The sequence below is a fragment of the Pseudokineococcus basanitobsidens genome (assembly GCF_037482545.1).
In the GTDB taxonomy this organism is placed as follows: Bacteria; Actinomycetota; Actinomycetes; order Actinomycetales; family Quadrisphaeraceae; genus Pseudokineococcus; species Pseudokineococcus basanitobsidens.
This window is the reverse complement of record NZ_JBBIAA010000001.1, coordinates 351,349-369,546: the sequence shown is the minus strand read 5'-3', so window position 1 is coordinate 369,546 and position 18,198 is coordinate 351,349. Positions and strand designations below refer to the sequence as shown.

At 77.2% G+C, this 18,198-nt stretch carries 17 protein-coding genes; 9 read left to right on the top strand and 8 right to left on the bottom strand.

What is annotated here, in order from left to right:
* Positions 1 to 29 precede the first annotated feature (29 nt).
* Complete coding sequence (locus WDZ17_RS01635) at positions 30 to 833, bottom strand: sugar phosphate isomerase/epimerase family protein (RefSeq protein WP_339573388.1); 804 nt, start codon at positions 831 to 833, stop codon at positions 30 to 32.
* 223 nt (positions 834 to 1,056) lie between these two features.
* On the opposite strand from WDZ17_RS01635, the gene WDZ17_RS01630 reads away from it, so the two are divergent.
* The gene (locus WDZ17_RS01630) at positions 1,057 to 2,532 is read left to right on the top strand and encodes a sulfatase family protein (protein ID WP_339573387.1); all 1,476 of its coding nucleotides are present in this window, start codon (positions 1,057 to 1,059) and stop codon (positions 2,530 to 2,532) included.
* A gap of 1 nt (position 2,533) precedes the next feature.
* Positions 2,534 to 3,598 carry a glycoside hydrolase family 172 protein gene (locus tag WDZ17_RS01625; protein WP_339573386.1) on the top strand — a complete coding sequence of 355 codons (1,065 nt, stop codon included), beginning with the start codon at positions 2,534 to 2,536 and terminating at the stop codon, positions 3,596 to 3,598.
* Positions 3,599 to 3,686: 88 nt separating this feature from the next.
* Here the strand turns inward: WDZ17_RS01625 and WDZ17_RS01620 are convergent, their stop codons facing one another.
* The 4 genes from WDZ17_RS01620 to WDZ17_RS01605 form a co-directional block, all read right to left on the bottom strand.
* A complete protein-coding gene (locus WDZ17_RS01620) occupies positions 3,687 to 4,754 on the bottom strand; it encodes an NADPH:quinone reductase (RefSeq protein ID WP_339573385.1) in 1,068 nt (355 codons plus the stop codon).
* A gap of 68 nt (positions 4,755 to 4,822) precedes the next feature.
* Positions 4,823 to 5,113, bottom strand: a complete 291-nt coding sequence (locus WDZ17_RS01615) for a hypothetical protein (protein ID WP_339573384.1) — start codon at positions 5,111 to 5,113, stop codon at positions 4,823 to 4,825.
* 57 nt (positions 5,114 to 5,170) lie between these two features.
* Positions 5,171 to 5,881, bottom strand: a complete 711-nt coding sequence (locus WDZ17_RS01610) for a methylated-DNA--[protein]-cysteine S-methyltransferase (RefSeq protein ID WP_339573383.1) — start codon at positions 5,879 to 5,881, stop codon at positions 5,171 to 5,173.
* Positions 5,878 to 6,405, bottom strand: a complete 528-nt coding sequence (locus WDZ17_RS01605; RefSeq protein WP_339573382.1) for an RNA polymerase sigma factor — start codon at positions 6,403 to 6,405, stop codon at positions 5,878 to 5,880. The genes WDZ17_RS01610 and WDZ17_RS01605 overlap by 4 nt, the downstream gene beginning before the upstream one ends.
* 277 nt (positions 6,406 to 6,682) lie before the next feature.
* On the opposite strand from WDZ17_RS01605, the gene WDZ17_RS01600 reads away from it, so the two are divergent.
* On the top strand, positions 6,683 to 7,150 hold the full coding sequence (locus WDZ17_RS01600) for an ATP-binding protein (RefSeq protein WP_339573381.1): 468 nt from the start codon (positions 6,683 to 6,685) through the stop codon (positions 7,148 to 7,150).
* A 65-nt stretch (positions 7,151 to 7,215) separates the two neighbouring features.
* Entirely contained in the window at positions 7,216 to 8,220 is a 1,005-nt protein-coding gene (locus tag WDZ17_RS01595) for a DUF5926 family protein (protein WP_339573380.1), read from the top strand.
* A 260-nt stretch (positions 8,221 to 8,480) separates the two neighbouring features.
* On the opposite strand, the gene WDZ17_RS01590 is transcribed toward WDZ17_RS01595, so the two are convergent.
* Positions 8,481 to 9,749 (bottom strand): arginine deiminase, encoded by a 1,269-nt coding sequence (locus tag WDZ17_RS01590; RefSeq protein WP_339573379.1) that lies wholly within the window; start codon positions 9,747 to 9,749, stop codon positions 8,481 to 8,483.
* 83 nt (positions 9,750 to 9,832) lie between these two features.
* Between WDZ17_RS01590 and WDZ17_RS01585 the strand changes: the two genes are divergently transcribed.
* Complete coding sequence (locus tag WDZ17_RS01585) at positions 9,833 to 10,591, top strand: glycosyltransferase (RefSeq protein ID WP_339573378.1); 759 nt, start codon at positions 9,833 to 9,835, stop codon at positions 10,589 to 10,591.
* Positions 10,592 to 10,634: 43 nt separating this feature from the next.
* On the opposite strand, the gene WDZ17_RS01580 is transcribed toward WDZ17_RS01585, so the two are convergent.
* On the bottom strand, positions 10,635 to 13,010 hold the full coding sequence (locus WDZ17_RS01580) for a hypothetical protein (protein WP_339573377.1): 2,376 nt from the start codon (positions 13,008 to 13,010) through the stop codon (positions 10,635 to 10,637).
* Between the two features lie 286 nt (positions 13,011 to 13,296).
* Here WDZ17_RS01580 and WDZ17_RS01575 point away from each other — a divergent pair, with 286 nt between their 5' ends.
* On the top strand, positions 13,297 to 13,890 hold the full coding sequence (locus WDZ17_RS01575) for a TMEM165/GDT1 family protein (protein ID WP_339573376.1): 594 nt from the start codon (positions 13,297 to 13,299) through the stop codon (positions 13,888 to 13,890).
* Positions 13,891 to 13,908: 18 nt separating this feature from the next.
* On the opposite strand, the gene WDZ17_RS01570 is transcribed toward WDZ17_RS01575, so the two are convergent.
* Positions 13,909 to 14,772, bottom strand: a complete 864-nt coding sequence (locus tag WDZ17_RS01570) for a TspO-related membrane protein (RefSeq protein WP_339573375.1) — start codon at positions 14,770 to 14,772, stop codon at positions 13,909 to 13,911.
* A 61-nt stretch (positions 14,773 to 14,833) separates the two neighbouring features.
* Between WDZ17_RS01570 and WDZ17_RS01565 the strand changes: the two genes are divergently transcribed.
* From WDZ17_RS01565 to pheA, 3 genes are all read left to right on the top strand, one after another.
* Positions 14,834 to 15,331 (top strand): MarR family winged helix-turn-helix transcriptional regulator, encoded by a 498-nt coding sequence (locus WDZ17_RS01565; protein WP_339573374.1) that lies wholly within the window; start codon positions 14,834 to 14,836, stop codon positions 15,329 to 15,331.
* Between the two features lie 153 nt (positions 15,332 to 15,484).
* Positions 15,485 to 17,158 (top strand): flotillin family protein, encoded by a 1,674-nt coding sequence (locus WDZ17_RS01560; RefSeq protein ID WP_339573373.1) that lies wholly within the window; start codon positions 15,485 to 15,487, stop codon positions 17,156 to 17,158.
* Positions 17,155 to 18,135 (top strand): prephenate dehydratase, encoded by a 981-nt coding sequence (pheA, locus tag WDZ17_RS01555; RefSeq protein WP_339573372.1) that lies wholly within the window; start codon positions 17,155 to 17,157, stop codon positions 18,133 to 18,135. The genes WDZ17_RS01560 and pheA overlap by 4 nt, the downstream gene beginning before the upstream one ends.
* The last annotated feature ends 63 nt before the right edge of the window (positions 18,136 to 18,198 follow it).

Sequence of the window (18,198 nt, the reverse complement as noted above, 5' to 3'; positions counted from 1 at the left end):
CGCGTCCGCGGCCCGGTGGGCGGACGGGGTCAGCGCGCCGGCGGCACCCGTGCGGCGAGCCAGGTGATGCTGTCCCGGACGAGGTCGAGGGCGGTGCGGCCCGGCGGCGGCGTCGTCGCCTCGACGAGGAGGGCCTCGACCCCCGGCGCACGCGCGAGCGCGGCCGCCAGCGGGACGTCGCCCTGCCCCGACGGCAGCTGGTGCTCCGGGTTGCCGGCGGGCGAGGCGTCCCCCGCGTGCAGGAGGCGCACGCGGTCCCCCAGCCGCGCGACGACCTCGACGACGTCCTGGCCGGCCGCGGCCGCCCACAGCAGGTCCACCTCGGCGACGACGAGCGGGGAGAGCTCTCGCCAGAGGCGGTCGTAGGCCGGCTCCCCGTCCTCCGTCCGGGCCCACTCCCACGCGTGGTTGTGGTAGCCGACCCGGAGCCCCTGGCCGGAGCAGGCCTCCGCCAGGGCGTCGAGGGCCTGCGCGTAGCGGACCACGGACGTGGTGGTCGTCAGGGCCTCGCGCGAGAAGCCGGCGAGGCTGTCGGGGGTGGCGGCCACCGCGGTCCCCGCGCCCAGGGCCCCCATCTCGTCGACGAGCTCGGAGGCCCGGTCCGCCGGGGGCAGGAAGGCGTGCGCGGAGACGACGGCGAGCCCCGCGGCGGCCGCGCTGCGCGCCAGCCGCCCGGCCTGCTCCACCCGCGTCCCCGGCGCGACGTCCGGGTCGCCCAGCCCGAAGGGCTCCACCACCTCGGCGCCCGCGGACGCGAGGTCCGCGAAGAGCTCGTCCACGTCGGCGTCGAGGCGGTCCCGCACCGTCCAGAGCTGCACCCCGATGGCGACCACGGCCCACCCGGCTCCCTCGCGCGTCGACGTCCCCGCCGCACGGCTCGCGGCAGGCCGCAGGTGACCACCACGGCGGACGCGGTGTCAATCCCCTCCCGGACCTCGCCCGCCCTGGCCGTGGACACCGATGTATGCGCGTACATTTCCGGCCGGGGACGTCGTCCCCACCCACCGACCCGACCGTCACGACCGGCGGCCGGACCCTCGAGGACGAGGAGGCACCGTGCCCCAGGACCAGGCGCCCAACCGCCGCCCGAACGTCGTCGTGGTGCTCACCGACGACCACGCCGCGCACGCCGTCGGCGCGTACGGCTCGGTCGTCAACGAGACCCCGCGCATCGACGAGATCGCCCGCGCGGGTGCGCTCCTGGAGAGCTGCTTCTGCACCAACTCGATCTGCACCCCGAGCCGCGCCTCGATCCTCACGGGCACCTACAGCCACGTGAACGGCGTGACGACGCTGTCGACGCCGATCGACGCGAGCCAGCCCACCTTCGTGTCGCTGCTCAAGGAGGCCGGCTACCGCACGGCGGTCTTCGGCAAGTGGCACCTCGGCCACGGGGAGGGCCACGACCCGCAGTCGTTCGACCGGTGGGAGGTGCTGCTCGACCAGGGTCGGTACGTCGACCCCGAGTTCCGCACCCCCGAGGGCATGGTCACGCGGCCCGGCTACGCCACCGACGTCATCACCGACCTCGCGCTCGAGTGGCTGGACGGCCTCGGCGGCGACGCGCCGTGGTGCGTCCTCGTCCACCACAAGGCGCCGCACCGCTCCTGGTTCCCCGACGCGAAGCACGCGGACATGTACACCGACCCGATCCCGGTGCCGGCGACCTTCCACGACGGGGACACGGGCTGGGAGACGAGGTCGCTCGCCGCCCGGCACCAGGCGATGACGATCGCCGACCACCTCTACCCCGTCGACCTCAAGCAAGACCCGCCGGAAGGCTTGTCCGGCGAGGAGCTGACGCTCTGGAAGTACCAGCGCTACATGGAGGACTACCTGCGCTGCGTCGCCTCGGTCGACGACAACGTCGGGCGAATCACCGACCGGCTGCGCGAACGGGGGCTCTTCGACGACACGCTGCTGGTGTACACCTCCGACCAGGGCTTCTTCCTCGGCGACCACGGCTGGTACGACAAGCGGTTCATGTACGAGGAGTCGCTGCGGATGCCCTTCGTGCTCTCCTACCCGCGGGCGGTCCCCCCGGGCACCGTCCACGCGGGCACGGTGACGAACGTGGACATCGCCCAGACGGTCCTCGAGGCCGTCGGCGTCGCGCCGCACCCGCGGATGCACGGGCGCAGCTTCTGGGCCGACCTCACCGGCGGGGACCCGGAGCCGGAGGTCGACGGCATGTACTACCGCTACTACGAGAACGACGACCCGATCCACCACGCCCTGGCGCACTACGGGTTCCGCACCGAGCGGTACAAGCTCATCTACTTCTACAACGACGGCATGGGGCTCCCGGGCACCGGACCGGGGACCTTCCCGCCGGAGTGGGAGCTCTACGACCTCGCCGAGGACCCGGACGAGGTGCGCAACGTCGCCGACGACCCGGCCTACGCCGACGTGCGGCGCGATCTCGAGGCGCGGATGTGGCGCCGGCAGCACGAGCTCGGCGACGTGCCGCACCCCAGCCAGCCGGTCCCGGCCGGCATCACCGAGGCCCCCACCGAGAGCAGGAGCAGCTGACATGACGGGATACGGCACCTTCGGCAGCAGCCTGCGGGACCTGCCGCGGCTGCGGACCTCGCGCCGTCGCCGCGCGTCCAGCTGGGACCGCACGGGCGGCAACGACGACCGGGTGACGGTGCGCCCCGGCGAGACGGTCGTGCTCGCCGACATCGCGGGCGCGGGCTCGGTGAACCACGTCTGGATGACGGTCGCCCCCGCCGGGTTCGACGCCGGCACGGACGCCGACTACCTGCGGCGTCTCGTGCTGCGGGTCACGTGGGACGGCGCCGAGCACCCGAGCGTCCTCGTGCCGCTCGGGGACTTCTTCGGCGTCGGCCACGCCCGGACGACGAACTTCGTCTCGGCGCCGCTGCAGATGAGCCCGCAGGACGGCAAGGGCTTCAACTCCTGGTTCCACATGCCGTTCTCCGACGGCGCGCGCTTCGAGCTGGTGAGCGAGTGCGAGCAGCAGGACATGTGGGTCTACTACTACGTCGACTACGACGAGCTGGACGAGCTCGAGGAGGGACTCGGCCGCTTCCACGCGCAGTGGCGCCGGGTCAACCCGACGCCGGGGATCTCCGAGCAGGGGCTGACCAACGACGAGGTGCAGTTCGGCGGCACCAACCTGTCCGGGGCGGAGAACTACACCATCCTCGAGGCGCGCGGCCGGGGGCACTACGTCGGCTGCGTGCTCAACGTCGTCAACCTCCGCGAGACCGACGAGGGCAACTGGTACGGCGAGGGCGACGACATGATCTTCGTCGACGACGAGCCCTTCCCGCCGTCCCTGCACGGGACCGGCACGGAGGACTACGTGAACACCGCGTGGTGCCCCTCGGAGCCCTACAGCGCGCCGTACCACGGCATCACGCTGCCGGGCGGGCCGAACTGGTCGGGGCAGATCTCGGTGTACCGGTTCCACGTCGAGGACCCCGTGCCCTTCACCCGCTCGATCCGGGTGAGCATCGAGCACGGGCACGCCAACCGGCGCAGCGACGACCTCTCCTCGGTCGCCTACTGGTACCAGGAGCTGCCGCACGTGCCCTTCGGCCTCGCGCCCGTGGAGCAGCGGCTGCCCTGACCGAGGGCGGAGGACCGAGGGCGCAGGGCGGGGTGGCCGCAGGTCGTCGTGGCCCTCCGGCCACCCCGCTCGTCGGTGCGTGCCCGGGCTACTCGACGACGTCGACGAGCACCTTGCCGACCGCCGAGCCCTCGACGGCGGCGTGCGCCTCCGCCGTGCTCGCCAGCGGGTGGTGGTGCAGCGGGAGCCCGGCGACGGCGCCGACCCGGACGGCTCCGGCGGCGACGGCGGCCGCCAGGTCGTCGACGGCGCGCAGCTTCGCCTCGCGGGGCTCGGTGTAGACGAGTACGAACTGCCAGCGGGCGTTGACGGGCATCATCCCGAGGACGGGGAACGTGACCTCGTCGCCGCCGTCGTTCGCGTAGACCGCGACCGAGCCACCGGGAGCCAGCACGGCCGCGTCGAGCGCGGCGTTCGCCGACGGGTTGACCTCCACCACCGTGTGCACGCCGTCCGGCGCGATGCCGCGCACGACGGCGGCGACGTCCTGCGTCGTGTAGTCGACGACGTGGTCGGCCCCGGCGGCCGCGGCGTGCTGGGCCTTCTCGGCGCTGCTGACGGTCGTGATGACGGTCGCGTCGGACCACCGCGCGAGCTGGATCGCCGCGTTGCCGACGGCCCCCGCTCCCCCGGCGACGAGGACGACCCGGTCGCGCAGGGTCCCGGGGCCGAGCCGCTGGGGCCCGTCCTCGGTCACGGTGAGGCAGCGGTGCGCCGTGAGGAACGGGATGCCGAGGCTGGCCCCGAGGTCGAACGAGGCCTCGTCGGGCAGGGGGACCGCCTGCACCGCCGGGACGCTGGCGTACTCCTGTGCGGTGCCCCCCGGACGGCCGTAGGCGGCCTCCCAGACCCAGACCCGCTCGCCGACCCGGCTCGCGGGAACGCCCTCGCCCACGGCGTCGACGACGCCGGCGCCGTCCTGGCCGGGCACCTGCGGCGGGTCGACCGGCCCCGGCCCGCGCCCACGGCGGGACTTCCAGTCGGTCGGGTTGACCCCCGAGCGGTGGACCCGCACGCGCACCTCGCCCGGGCCGGGCGCGTCGACGGGCCGGGCGAGGAGGGTCAGGACGTCGGGGTCGCCGTGCTCGGTGTAGACGACCGCGCGGGCGGTCTCGGCGGGGCTGGTCGCGGTGGTCTGGTCGGTCGCTGCGGACATGGCCCGAGGCTCCCCGCCGACGCGCGCCCCCGCACCTCAGCCCGCGACGGGTCGGCGGCCCGGCGCGCTCACGGCCGGGTCGGCGGGGCGACGCCCGTGGCGCCCGTGGCACCGGCGCGCCCCTCGGCCCGCTCGTAGGCGTCCTCGTCGCCGACCCGCTCGACGGACTCGTCGCGCCCGACGTGCTGGGTGACGTCGGGGGCGTCCTCGTCCACCGGCCGGGCGCCCGGGTCGTCGGCCCGGTCGTCGGCCCGGTCGTCGGCCCGGTCGTCGGCCCGGTCGTCGTCGCCCGCACCGGGCGTCACCGCCGCGGACGGCTCCGCGTCGGGGTCGGGGGTTACGTCGGGCTGCTCGCTCACGGTCGTCCTCTCGCCGGGCCACGTGCGGCGTCGGGACACCGCACCTCGCCCGGCACGCTAGGCAGGCGACGCCGGCGCCGCCTCCGGGCCCCGCTCGAGACCGAGCAGGCGCCGCTTCGCCTCGAGCCCGCCGGCGTACCCGGTGAGGGCACCGCTGCCCGCGACGACGCGGTGGCACGGCACGACGACGCAGACGGGGTTGGCGCCGAGCGCGGCGCCCACGGCACGGGAGGCGCTCGGACGTCCCAGGTCGCGGGCGATCGCGCCGTACGTCGTCCGCTGCCCGTAGCCGACCCCGCGGAGGCGCTCGAGGACCCCGCGCTGGAAGGGGGTCGCGAGCGCGAGGTCGACGACGACGTCGAAGCCGCGCCGCTCGCCCGCGAGGTACTCGGCCAGCTGGTCGGCGACCGCGGACGTCCGCCCCGGCGCCTCGACGACGCGGGGCGAGACGGCGTCCGCGAGACGCCGCAGCACCCGCTCGAGCGCGACGTCGTCCGCGACGAAGGTGGAGGCCACGAGCGCCCCCGCCGGTCCTACCGCCAGGAGCACGCGCCCGATCTCGGTCTCCCGCACCGCGAACGCGACGTCCGCCCCGTCCTCGGCGGTCACCGGGACCCGTGGACGCCGCAGCGGCGCACCACGGTCGGCCCGCAGGCGCGCCTCGACGTCCGCGGTCCGCGGGAGCGGGCCCTGCCCCCGCGTCGGCCCCTCCGTCGGCCCCTCGGTCGGCCCCTCGGTCGGCCCGCCCGTCGTCTCGTGGGTCGTCACCGGCTCCTCCTGCTCGTCGTCCGTCCGTCCACGTCCTGCTCCTCCGCCAGCGCCCGGCGCAGCGCACCGAGCGCGTCGCTGACCAGGCGCCGTGTCGCGCCCGGCGTCGTCCCGAGGGCGACGGCGACGCCCGCGTGGTCCAGGTCCGCCACGTACCGCAGCACCAGCGCCGTCCGCTGCCGCCCGGGGAGCGCGCGGACGGCGTCCCACAGGACCGGGTCGGCCTCCGCGAGCTCCCCGAGCGCGGGGTCCGCCCCGCCGGCGGGCACGTCGGGGACCTCCTCCACGGGCGTCGGCCGCCGCGCCCGGGCGCGGTGGACGTCGGTCGCGCAGCGGCTCGTGATGACGAGCAACCAGGCGCGGGGGTCGCGCAACGGGCCCGCCGGCGGGTAGGCCGCCAGCGCCTGCGCCCACGCCTGCTGGGCGACGTCGTCGCCGTCGACCGGGCCGGCGAGCGCCCGGGCGAGCCGGGCGACGTCGCGCCAGTGCTCCTCGACGAGGAGGGCGAAGGGGGGTGCGCTCACGGGAGGAGGACGCGCGGCGCCCGCGCCGTGTGAGGGGGTGGTGGGACGGCGGCGCCCGCCGTCCGGGGCTGCGGCGTCCCGGCGCCCGTCCGTGCCCGCGCCCGTGTCCCCGTCCTCGCACGCGCCCGCGCCCGCGCCCGCGCCCGCCTCTCCCCTGGGCTCCGGGGGGCTGGACCGGTCGGCGCCACGGGGTCCAGTCTGTCCCGCGGAGGACGGCGACCGAGGTCGGCAGGTCCTCGGCAGGGACCCTCCCTGCGCGCGATCCCTGGAGGCACCCATGTCCGTGGCCACGCCGACGACCGCACCGGCGGTCCTCGACTCGCGGCAGCGGGGCGACGCCCGCGCCGTCGCCGTCGCCCACCGCCCGGGCGCCGTGCCCGTCGCCCGGCGCACCGTCACCGCCGACGTGGCCGGCCGGGTAGACGACGACCTGGCGCACGAGGTGAGCGTCGTCGTCAGCGAGCTGCTCGGCAACGCGCTGCGCCACGCGCGGCCGGACGAGGACGGCCGCGTGCTCGTGCGCTGGCAGGTCCGCGGCGACGTCGTCGACGTCGAGGTCACCGACGGCGGGTCACCCCAGGAGGTCCGCCCCCAGCGCCCCTCCCCGCTCGCGACGTCCGGGCGCGGCCTGCGGATCGTGCGCTCCCTCGCCCACGAGTGGGGGGTCGTCGAGGACGACGAGGGGCGCCGCACCGTCTGGGCCGCCCTCGGCGGACCGACCCGCCGGCGACGCCCCGTCCTCTAAGGCCGGTCCTCCGAGGCCTGTCCGGGAGGTCGGGCGCGTCGCGCGGGCTGCGTAGGGTCGCGCCCATGGCGAAGAGGTCCCCCGCACGACGCCCGACCGGCCCGACCGCGGTGCAGGACGTGCCCGTCGTCGGCCCCCGCGAGCCCTGCCCGTGCGGGTCGGGCAAGCGCTACAAGCTGTGCCACGGGCGCGCCGCCCGCGCCGCGGCGACGGAGATCGTCCGCCGGCCGTTCGAGGGCCTGCCCGGCGAGGCCGACTGGGTCTGCCTGCGCGAGGTGGTCCCGGCCGCGACGGCGTCGCTGCACGTGCCCGCTGAGAACCTGCCCGCCGAGAAGCTGGCCGACGGGCACCCGGCCGACGGGCACGGGGGCGCCGACGTCACGCTCGCGACGATCCTGCCGCTGGCCTGGCCGGGTCTGCACCGGGCCGACGGCGAGCGGATGCTGGGCCTGCAGTCGCCGGGCTCCAGCGGCGACCCGAGCCGCGACCTCGCCGCCGCGCTCCTCGCCGTCCTCGACCTGGGGCCGGGCGAGGAGCTCGCGCAGCGGCCCGACGTCACGCCGGCGACCCCGCGGCTGCAGGACCTCCTCGACCTCTCGCGGCCGCTGGACGTCCGCGTGCACGAGGGCTTCGGCTTCTGGCTGCCCGAGGGCGCCGAGCCCGAGGGGGTCGTCGGCGAGTCCATGGCCCGGGCCGACGCCGCCGTCGTGCCCACGGAGCGGCTGTCCACCGTCGAGGGCGCCTACTGGTGCCGGATCGGCGAGCGCACCCACCTGCGCTGGGCGATGACCGAGGACGAGGAACCCCTGCTCGACGCCCTCGCCCGGCTGCACGCCGCGGGCCGCGACGGCCTCGGCGAGGGCACGCGGTACGTCGGTGCCTTCCGCTCCCACGGCCTCGTCGTCCCCGTGTGGGACCTGGCGCACGGCGCGGTCGCCGACGACGTCGAGGAGCCGGCCGCCGCGCTGCGGGACGCCCTCGACGAGGCGCTGGCCGTCACCGACCCGCTCACCCTGGACGAGCGCCGCGCCCGCGCGGGCGTCGTCTCCCGGCAGGTCACCCTGCGCTGACGGGGCGACCGCCCCACCCGCACTTCGACGACTTCTCGCGCACAACAGACCGCCCCACCCGCACTTCGACGACTTCTCGCGCACAACAGACCGCCCCACCCGCACTTCGACGACTTCTCGCGCTGAGCGGACCGCCCCACCCACACTTCGACGACTTCTCGCGCACAACAGACCGCCCCACCCGCACTTCGGCGACTTCTCGCGCACAACGGACCGCCGCGTCCACACCTCGGCGACGTCCCGGCGCCGTCCGGCTCGGGTCAGGTCCTCGGCAGCGGGTCTCGCACGACCGGGCAGCTCATGCACCGGGGGCCGCCGCGGCCGGACCCGAGCTCGGAGCCGCGGATGGGCAGGACCTCGACGCCGTGCGCCGCGAGCCGCGCGTTGGTGCGGGTGTTGCGCTCGTAGGCCACGACGACGCCCGGCGCCAGCGCCAGGGTGTTGTTGCCGTCGTCCCACTGCTCGCGCTCGGCGGTCACCTCGTCGAGGCCCGTGTCGACGACGCGCAGCTCGTCGATGCCCATGGCCTGCGCGGCGGCGGCGAGGAAGGGCCGCGCGGCGCCGACGTGCACCCCCGCCCCGGGGTCGTGCTCGTCGACGGGCGTCAGCGCGTAGGCCTCGAGGGAGTGCGCGATCGAGGGGTACATCACGACCTGGTCGACGTCGACCATCGTGCAGACCGTGTCCAGGTGCATGGTCGCGCGCTCCTGGGCGACGGGGACCGCGAGGACGCACCGCGCCGCCCCGCTGCGGAACGCCCGCTCCGCCAGGCGCTCCACGCCCGCGGGCGTCGTCCGCTCCCCCGTGCCGACCGCGAGGACGCCGTCGGCGAGCACCATGACGTCGCCGCCCTCGACGTGCTCGAGCCCGGGCTCGTAGAGCAGCTCGGTCCCGGCGAAGCGCGGGTGGTGGGCGTAGACGACGCGCGTCAGCGACGTCTCGCGGTGCCGGGCCGGCATCGCCAGCGACGAGACGACGACGGAGCCGCCGACCCACGCCGAGGAGTCACGCGTGAAGAGCAGGTTCGGCAGCGGCTCGACGACGAAGTCCCCCGCGGCGCGCAGCGCGGCCACGAGACCGGGCTCGCGCTCGGGGCGGGCGACGTCGAGCTCGTCGAGGCGCAGTCCGGCGACGAGGGCGTCGGCGAGGTCCGCCGGCGCCAACGAGTGCAGGTGCGCGCCCACGCGTCCCCCCAGGGAACGCCCGAGCGACGGGTCGGCCAGCACCGCAGCGACCGACTCCTCCCGGGCGGCGGGGACCTCGAGCGCCTCGGCGATGAGGTCCGTGAGGTAGAGGACGTCGACGCCGCGCCCGCGCAGGACCTCGGCGAAGGCGTCGTGCTCCTCCTGCGCCCGTGCCACCCACGGGATCGCGTCGAAGAGCAGGCGGTCGTTGTTCCGCGGCGTCAGCCGGGCCAGCTCGGGGCCGGGCCGGTGCAGCACGACCGTCCGCAGCGCGCCCACCTCGCTGCCGACGCCGCGCGAGGCCGCTGCGTGGTCGGGGGCCGAGGAGGACGACGGGTCCGGCATGGCGCGGAGGCTAGCCGTGGGCCCGGCCGCCGGGGCCGGACCACCGACGGCGGCGGCCTCGCCGTGCCGGATAGCGTGCCCGCGTGCGCCTCGCCGTCGTGGTCCCCGCCAAGGACGAGGAGGAGCGGATCGCCGCGACCGTCCGGGCCGCCCGCTCGATCGATGGCGTCGACGTCGTCGTCGTCGTGGACGACGGGAGCACCGACCGCACCGCGGTCACCGCCCGCGCCGCCGGCGCCCGCGTCGTCCGCCACCCCCGCAACCGGGGCAAGGCCGCCGCGCTGGAGAGCGGCGGCGCCCTCGTGCGCGACCTCGAGCGCCCGCCGGCCGGCGTCGTCCACGACACCGCCGGCCGCGCGCTGGCCACGGGCACCCCCCGGGCCCTGCTGCTCGTGGACGCCGACCTCGGCGAGACCGCCTCCGCCACCGCCGCGCTCGCCGCACCGGTGCGGGCCGGGACGGCCGACGCCAGCATCGCCGTGCTCCCCCGCCAGTCCGCGCCGGGCGGGGGCCGCGGGCTCGTGGTCGGCCTCGCCCGCCGCGGGATCCTCGCGGCGACGGGCTGGACGCCGACGCAGCCGCTCTCGGGCATGCGGTGCCTCACGCGCGACGCGTTCGAGAGCGCCCGCCCGCTCGCCCCCGGCTGGGGCGTGGAGACGGCGATGACGGTCGACCTCCTGCGCGCCGGCCAGCGGGTCGTGGAGGTGCCGTGCGCGCTGCAGCACCGGGTCTCGGGCCGGGGGTGGCGCGCGCAGGCGCACCGCGCGGCGCAGTACCGCGACGTCGTCCGCGCCCTGGCCGCGCGCGGGCAGCTGCGGGCCCTCCTGCCCGACCGCGGCTGACGGACGACGGCCTCGTGGCGGCCCGGCGGGCACGCGGCCCGGGTCAGGCGCGCAGGCGCTCGACCGGTGCCGTCGCGGGCGCGCCGGCCTCGTCGTCCTCGAGCGCCCGGGCCCCGGCGGCGGTGAGCAGCGGGACCATCAGCGTCGCGGCGACGGCCGGGATCGACGTCCCCGAGTCGTTGACGGCGAAGCCGATGAGCACGAGCACCAGCCAGGCCGCGAAGCCCGCCCGCAGCGCCGGGGTGCGGTCGAAGGCCCGGCGCAGCGCGGGCGGCCCGGACGCCCCCGGCCGCAGCAGCACCAGCGCGACGAAGAGGGCCGCGACCGGCACGAGCAGGCCCTGGGGGTTGCCCGTCAGCACCGACAGGTTGGCGGCGAGCTTGCGGCCCACGACGTCCAGCGCCCCGCCGTCGAGCACGGTCTCGACGAAGCGGCCCAGGTGGGTGCGGTCCGCCGGCGGGCGCGCGTAGTCGAGGACGGCCAGCAGCGACATCACGACGAGGGTGCCCCCGCCGATGAGCAGGACGCGCCGCCAGGTGATGCGCACGCCGGCGACGAGCAGGGCCAGGACGGCGAAGGCCGGGACGATCGCGGGCGGGCCGCCGAAGTCGCTCCCGAGGCCCGGGGTCCCGTCGAGCACCGCCGCCGCGGCGCCGAGGAGCGCGACGACGGCGACGGCCCACCGGGCGCGGCCGCTGCGCAGCAGCCGGTCGGCGAGCGCCGTCGCGAGCAGCAGGCAGCCGGTCGCGAAGAGCGCGAACGGCGGGTTGCCCAGCCCGTAGAAGCGGCCCGCCACGATCGGGTTCGGGCCCATGAGGCTGGAGAGCTGGAGGGTCGAGCCGGTCACGACGTCGACGGCGAGGACGAGCGCCGTCGTGCCCGCCACCACCCCGAGCGGACCGAGCACCCCGCGCCGCCACGGCCCCAGCAGGGCGAGCGCGGCCACGACGGCGGTCCACGCGGCGACGGCGAGGACGAGGACGAGCGCGGAGGCGTCGCTCCGCCACCACGGCAGCAGGCCGGCGAGGAAGGTCGCGACGGGCACGGACGCCGACACGACGGAGACCCGCCGCAGCCACGCCAGGACCCGGCGGCGCCCGTACGGCCCGCCCCAGCGGCGACGCAGGGCCAGCACGCCGGCGCCGTACAGCAGCAGCTGCGAGCCGTAGAGCACGTAGAAGAACGGCCCGACCACCGGTCGGACCTCGAGGGCGGCGCGCGAGAGGTCGAGCACCACGGCGCGGCGCTCCTCGGCGTCCAGCCCGGCGTCCACGGGCAGCACCGGCGCCCCGACCAGCCCGCCCGGCCCCTCGACCCCGAGCGCGTCGAGGAGCGTGGGCGCCAGGTCCGTCGTCTGCAGGAGCCCGTCCTGGCGGGTCGACAGCGAGCCGACGAGCGTGCCGCCGTAGGCGTCCGCGACACCGCCCGCCGCCGGCCCCACGGCGGCGAAGGCGCCGAGGTGGGCCGTCGCCGTCGCGTCCGCGGTGCTCGCGACGAGGACGGTCGCGTCGTCGGGGACGGCGGCCAGGACGGCGCCGACCCGGGCGTCCAGGGCCTCGACCGTGGCGGCGGCCGCCTCCTCGGGCACCACGCCGCCGCCGTCGTCGTCCGGGCGGGCGTCCGCCAGCAGGCTGCCGGCGTCGACGACGACGAGCCCGGCGCCGTCGGTCAGGAGCCCCTCGACGGCGGCGCCGAGGTCGTCGGCGCCCTGCGGGCGGTCCACGTGCGGGCCGGCCAGCGACCCGTCCGACCTCGCGAGCGCCACGGCGGCGCCCGGCCCGACCGACGCCGCGGCGACGCCGGCGTCCTCGAGGGCGTCGCCGAGCAGCCCGAGCCGGGCGTCGTAGTCCTGCTCGGCGACGGCGGCCTCGTAGACGGGCCAGCGCCCCACCACGCCGTCCCGGGGCTCGGCCAGGGCCGTGCAGCGGGTGAGGACCTCCTGGGGGTCCGGCTCGGTGGCCGCCCCGTCGGCGGCGGCCACCTCCATGCCCGGGCGCGGGTCGAGGGCCCGCGAGCCCGACGAGAGCGCCAGCCAGCCGTCGGCGGGGCACGCGCTCGAGGTGACGCCGCGGACCGCCACGTCGCCGACGCCGGCGTCACGCAGGAGCGCGCCGAGCACGGGCGTCGACGCCGCACGCTGCGGCACGCCGGAGGGGCCCTCGCCCTCCTGGACCTCCTGCGCCAGCGGCTGCCCGTCCGCGTCGACCGGCGTCACGTCCGCCCACCGGAGCCCGGGGACACCGACGAGGACGACCGGCCCGGGGACGCCGCGCGCGTCCCCCGTCGCGCGCGCCTGCGCCGGGCCCTCACCCACCACCGGTCCCACCACCGGGCCTGCTACCGGGCCTACTACCGGGCCCACCACCGGTCCCACGAGGCCCGCGAGCAGGAGGGCGACGAGCACGAGGACCGACGGCACACGGCGAGGGTAGGTGGCGGACCCGGTCGGGCCCGTGCGGCGGCGGACGGCACCGAGGGCGGGCGGACGGCTGCGGTAGCCTCGACGCGTTCACGAAGGGGAGTAGCCCCCAACCGCGGCGTCGACACACTGGCCGCCCCCGCCCCGGCGGAGGCACCCGGTGCCGCGGACCCGGACCGCCCAGCGGGCCCGGGTGGGCGAGACCTTCGGCCAGCGCCCACCTGCGCGCGCGGCCGGAGGCGTCCCCGCGCAGCCGGTCGGGCGCGCTCGTCACCCCCGAGGACCCGTGACCCCCTTCGTCATCGCGACCGCCGTCGGCTTCGGCGTCATCTTCGTCGCCGAGCTGGGCGACAAGTCCCAGCTCATGGCGCTCACCTTCGCCACGCGGTACCGCCCGTGGCCGATCGTCGTGGCGATCACGGCCTCGACCGCGCTGGTCCACCTCGCGTCGGTGGTGCTCGGCGCCGCGGTCGGCGCCGCCCTGCCGACGACGGCGATCGCCGTGGTGGCGGGGCTGGCCTTCGTCGGCTTCGGCCTGTGGACCTTCCGCGGGGACAGCCTCGACGAGGACGAGGAGAGCCGCGCCGACCGGCCCGGCCGCTCCGTCTTCGTCACCGTGGCCGTCGCCTTCCTCCTCGCCGAGCTCGGTGACAAGACGATGCTCGCGACGATCACGCTGTCCGCCCGTGACGAGGGCGTCGCCGAGATCGCCGGCACCTGGCTGGGGTCGACGCTGGGCATGGTCGCCGCCGACGCCCTCGCCATCGTCCTCGGGTACCACCTGGGGCGCCGGCTGCCCGAGCGCGCCGTCAGGATCGGCGCGGGCGTCCTCTTCCTGCTCATCGGCGCCTGGCTGCTGGTCGACGCCCTCGTCCTGTAGTCCGGGGGACGCCGGACGTCAGGAGACGCGCGCGGGACGGCGGGCGGTCGTCGTCCGCGCGCGTCGGGCCCGCGCGGCCACGCCCGCCACCACGACGGCGACGGACAGCACCGCGGCCACGACGGCGACGGACAGCACCGCGGCCACGACGGCGACCACCGCCGAGGAGTCCGGCCCGGAGGAGCGCCCGACCGCGACCCACGCCAGCCCCCACCCGAGCGACAGGGCGGGCGCGAGGCGCCCGGTGCCCCGGCAGACGCCGACCCCGATCGCCGCCGCGACGACGAGCACGACGACCGCCCAGGTGGCCTCGCCGAGCCCGAGGCCGCCGACGCCCGCCTGCGCGAGCCACGCGGAGACGTTCGCCACCGTCGCGACGAGGACCCAGCCGAGGTACAGCCCGGTGACGCCGTCGACCAGCAGCGCCTCCGGCCACCCACGGGGCTCCGTGCGCTGCAGCCGCGCGAGGGCGACGCCGAGGACGGCGGCGAGCGCGGCGATGACGACGACGGACACGCCCACGGAGCCGGCCTGGACGACGGTGATCCAGGCGGCGTTGAGCAGGAGGGACGCGACGAGCCACCAGCCCGCCGCGCGCTGCCGGGCGTCGTCGGGCCTGGCCGCGACGAGCTGCCAGACCGCGTACGCCACGAGCCCGGCGTAGATCACCCCCCAGATCGAGAAGGCCGGCCCGGCGGGGGCCACGAGCGTGGCCGTCGCCGACAGGGCCCCGCCCGCCGCCTCGTCGACCGGCGTGCCGCCGAAGGCCCCCGAGCCGACCGTCGACACGACGACCGCGACGACGGCCGCGCCGAGCACCACCCACCGCCGGGTCCGGTCCCCCCGCGACGGTGACCTGCTTCCACTGCTGAGCTTCTCCATGGTGGAGACACTACGGTGGTCCCGGAGCCGTCGCACCCGGCGGCGGGAGAGAGGAGCGGCCGTGCCCGTCGACACGTCCGGCACCGAGGACGGCGCGCCCGCTGCCCTGCGGGTGCTCCACGCGCTGCGTCGCGTGACGACGGAGACCGACCGCTACGTGCAGCGGGTGGGGTCGGCCCACGGCAGCGGGCCGACGGACCTGGCGGCGGTGGCCGCTCTCCTGGAGGCCGCCGAGCGCAGTCAGGAGCACAGCCCCGGCAGCCTCGCCCGCGACCTCGGGCTGAGCTCGCCCGCCACGTCCGCCATGCTCGACCGCCTGGAGCGCGCCGGGCACGTACGACGGGTGCGCAGCGCGACCGACCGCCGCCGGGTCGTCGTCGAGGCGACGGGTTCGGCGCAGGACCTGGGCCGGGCGGTCTTCGGCCCGATGGCCGTGGAGCTCGCGTCCGTCCTGGCCGGCTACACGCCCGCCGAGCTGTCGCTCCTGGAGCGCTTCCTGGACGAGGCCGCCGCCGCGGTCGCCCGGCGACCGGACGGCCCGCACGGCGCTCCCGGCTGACTCGTCCGGGGGGACGCGCCGCCCGGCCGGGTGCGCCGTCCACAGCCCGCCCCACGCCGGGCGCCGCTGCGCCACACTGTCGCCCGCGCCGGGGACGGCGCACGGCCGGCCGCCGGGGCCGGCCCGACGACGCACGAGGAGCGCCGCAGACCCATGGAACTCGCGATCGGAACGCTCGTCACCCTCGTGGTCGTCGCGGTGGTGGTCGTCGTCCTCCTCGTGGTGGCCATCTCGGCGGTGCGCCGCTACAAGATCGCCAACCCGTCCGAGGCCCTCGTCGTCGTGGGCCGCAAGGGCGGCAAGCCCGTGCTCAACCCGGAGACCGGGGAGTCCTCGATGGACCTCTCCGGCCAGCGGGTCGTCATGGGCGGCGGTGTCTTCGTCAAGCCCTTCGTCGAGCAGGCCTACGCGCTCTCGCTCGCCTCGCGCTCCATCCGCGTGCAGATCCGCGGCGCCGTCTCCCAGCAGGGCATCCGGCTCAACCTCGACGCCGTCGCGATCGTCAAGGTCGGCGGCACGGAGAACAACGTGCGCGCCGCGGCCCAGCGGTTCCTGCACCAGCAGGACGAGATCGAGTCCTTCACCCAGGAGGTCCTCGCCGGCTCGCTGCGCTCGATCGTCGGCACGCTGACGGTGGACGAGATCATCCGCGACCGCGCGGCCTTCGCCCGCCAGGTCGCCGACGAGTCGGTGTCCTCGCTCAACAACCAGGGCCTCGTCCTCGACACCTTCCAGATCCAGGACGTCTCCGACGACAGCAACTACCTGCGCGACCTCGGCCGGCCCGAGGCCGCCGCCGCGGCGCGCACCGCCGCCATCGCCGAGGCCGACGCCCAGCGCGAGTCGTCCCAGCGGGAGGCGCAGGCGCAGCAGCTCGTCGCCGAGGCCGAGCGCGACCTCGCCCTGCGGCAGGCGACGTTCCGCGCGGACACCGACAAGGCCCAGGCGGAGGCGGAGGCCGCCGGCTCCCTCGCGAAGGCGGCGCAGGACCAGGAGGTCCTCACCTCCCAGGAGCGGGTCGCCCAGCGCCGGGCCGCCCTGACCGAGACCCAGCTGGACACCGACGTCCGCAAGCCCGCCGACGCCGCGCGCTACAAGACGGAGCAGGAGGCGCAGGCGCGCCGCAGCGCCGTCCAGTACGAGGCCGAGGGCCGCGCGAGCTCCTCCGTGCAGGACGCGAAGGCCGCCGCCGAGCGGACCCGCCTGTCGGCCGACGCCGACGCCCAGCGCCTGCGCATCAGCGCCGAGGCCGAGGCCCGCTCGGTGCGGCTCGCGGCCGAGGCCGAGCTGGCGCGGCGCACCGCCCAGGCCGACGCCGCACGCCTCGAGGGCGAGGCCGAGGCCGCGGCGACCGAGGCCCGCGGGCGCGCGGAGGCCGCGAACATCGCGGCCCGCGGCCGCGCCGAGGCGGAGGCCCGCCGTCAGTCCGCCGAGGCCTTCGCGCACTACGGCGAGGCCGCCCGGCTGCAGATGGTCGTCGAGGTCCTGCCCGCCATGGCCGAGGCGCTCGCCCGGCCGCTGGGCTCCATCGACGACCTCACCGTCATCTCCAACGACGGCGCCGGCGCGCTCTCGCGGTCGGTCGCCGGCAACCTCCACGAGACGCTCGAGACGGTGCGCCGCACGACGGGCGTCGACCTCCTGTCGCTGATCGGCGGCGGGAGCACGGACGGACGGGGCACGGGCGGACGGGACACCGACGGACGGGGCGAGCGCCCCGCGCGCACCCCGGTGGCGCCCGCCCCCGCGAGCAGCGCCGCCCCGGGCGGCTTCGGCACCGGGGACGAGGGCGCGACGAGCGGCGAGCGCGGCGGCGCGGACGGGTGAGCCCCGGGACGGACGCGCCGGCCCGCCCCCGCCGCTACGGCTACCTCGGGCCCGAGGGGACCTTCACCGACGCCGCGCTGGGCGACGTCCTCGTCCGGCGCGGCGAGGACGACGCGGAGCGTGTCCCCGCGGCCAGCGTGGACGCCGCTCTCGCCGCGGTGCGCGCGGGCGACCTCGACGCCGCGATGGTGCCGATGGAGAACTCCGTGGAGGGCGGCGTCGCCGCGACCCTGGACGGGCTGGCGGGCGGCGACCCGCTCGTCGTCGTGGCCGAGGCGCTGGTGCCCGTCACGTTCGTCCTGGGCGCCCGCCCGGGCACGCGGCTCGAGGACGTCGCCGTCGTCAGCACCCACACGCACGCGCACGCCCAGTGCCGCGGCTGGCTCGCCGAGCACCTCCCCCGCGCCCAGTACGTGCCGAGCTCCTCCACCGCCGCGGCGGCGGCCGGCCTTGCCCCGGGAGCGGCCGCCACCGGCTACGACGCCGCCCTGTGCGCCGGCGTGGCCGCCGAGCGCTACGGGCTCGAGGTGCTCGCGCGCGACGTCGGCGACACCGCCGGCGCCGTCACCCGCTTCGTCCTCGTGGGCCGGCCGACGGCTCCCCCGCCGCCGACGGGCGCCGACCGCACGACCGTCATCGCCTTCCAGCCGCAGGACCACCCCGGCATGCTGCTGGAGCTGCTCGAGCAGTTCGCCTCCCGCGGGGTGAACCTCACCCGGATCGAGTCCCGCCCGACCGGGGACGCCCTCGGCCGCTACTGCTTCGCCATCGACGCCGAGGGGCACGTGCAGGACGCGCGGGTCGCCGAGGCGCTGCTGGGCCTGCACCGCTTCTGCGCGCAGGTCCGCTTCCTGGGCTCCTACCCGCGCGCGGACGGTCGCCCGGTCACCGTGCGGCCGGGGACGGACGAGGCCGCCTTCGGCGACGCCCGCGCCTGGCTCGACGCGGTGCGGGAGGGGCGACGACCGCCCGCGTGACGCCCGGCGCCCGCCGTCGCCGGGGCGGTCGTCACGGCCGTCCCGGGCCCCGGGCCCCCTCGT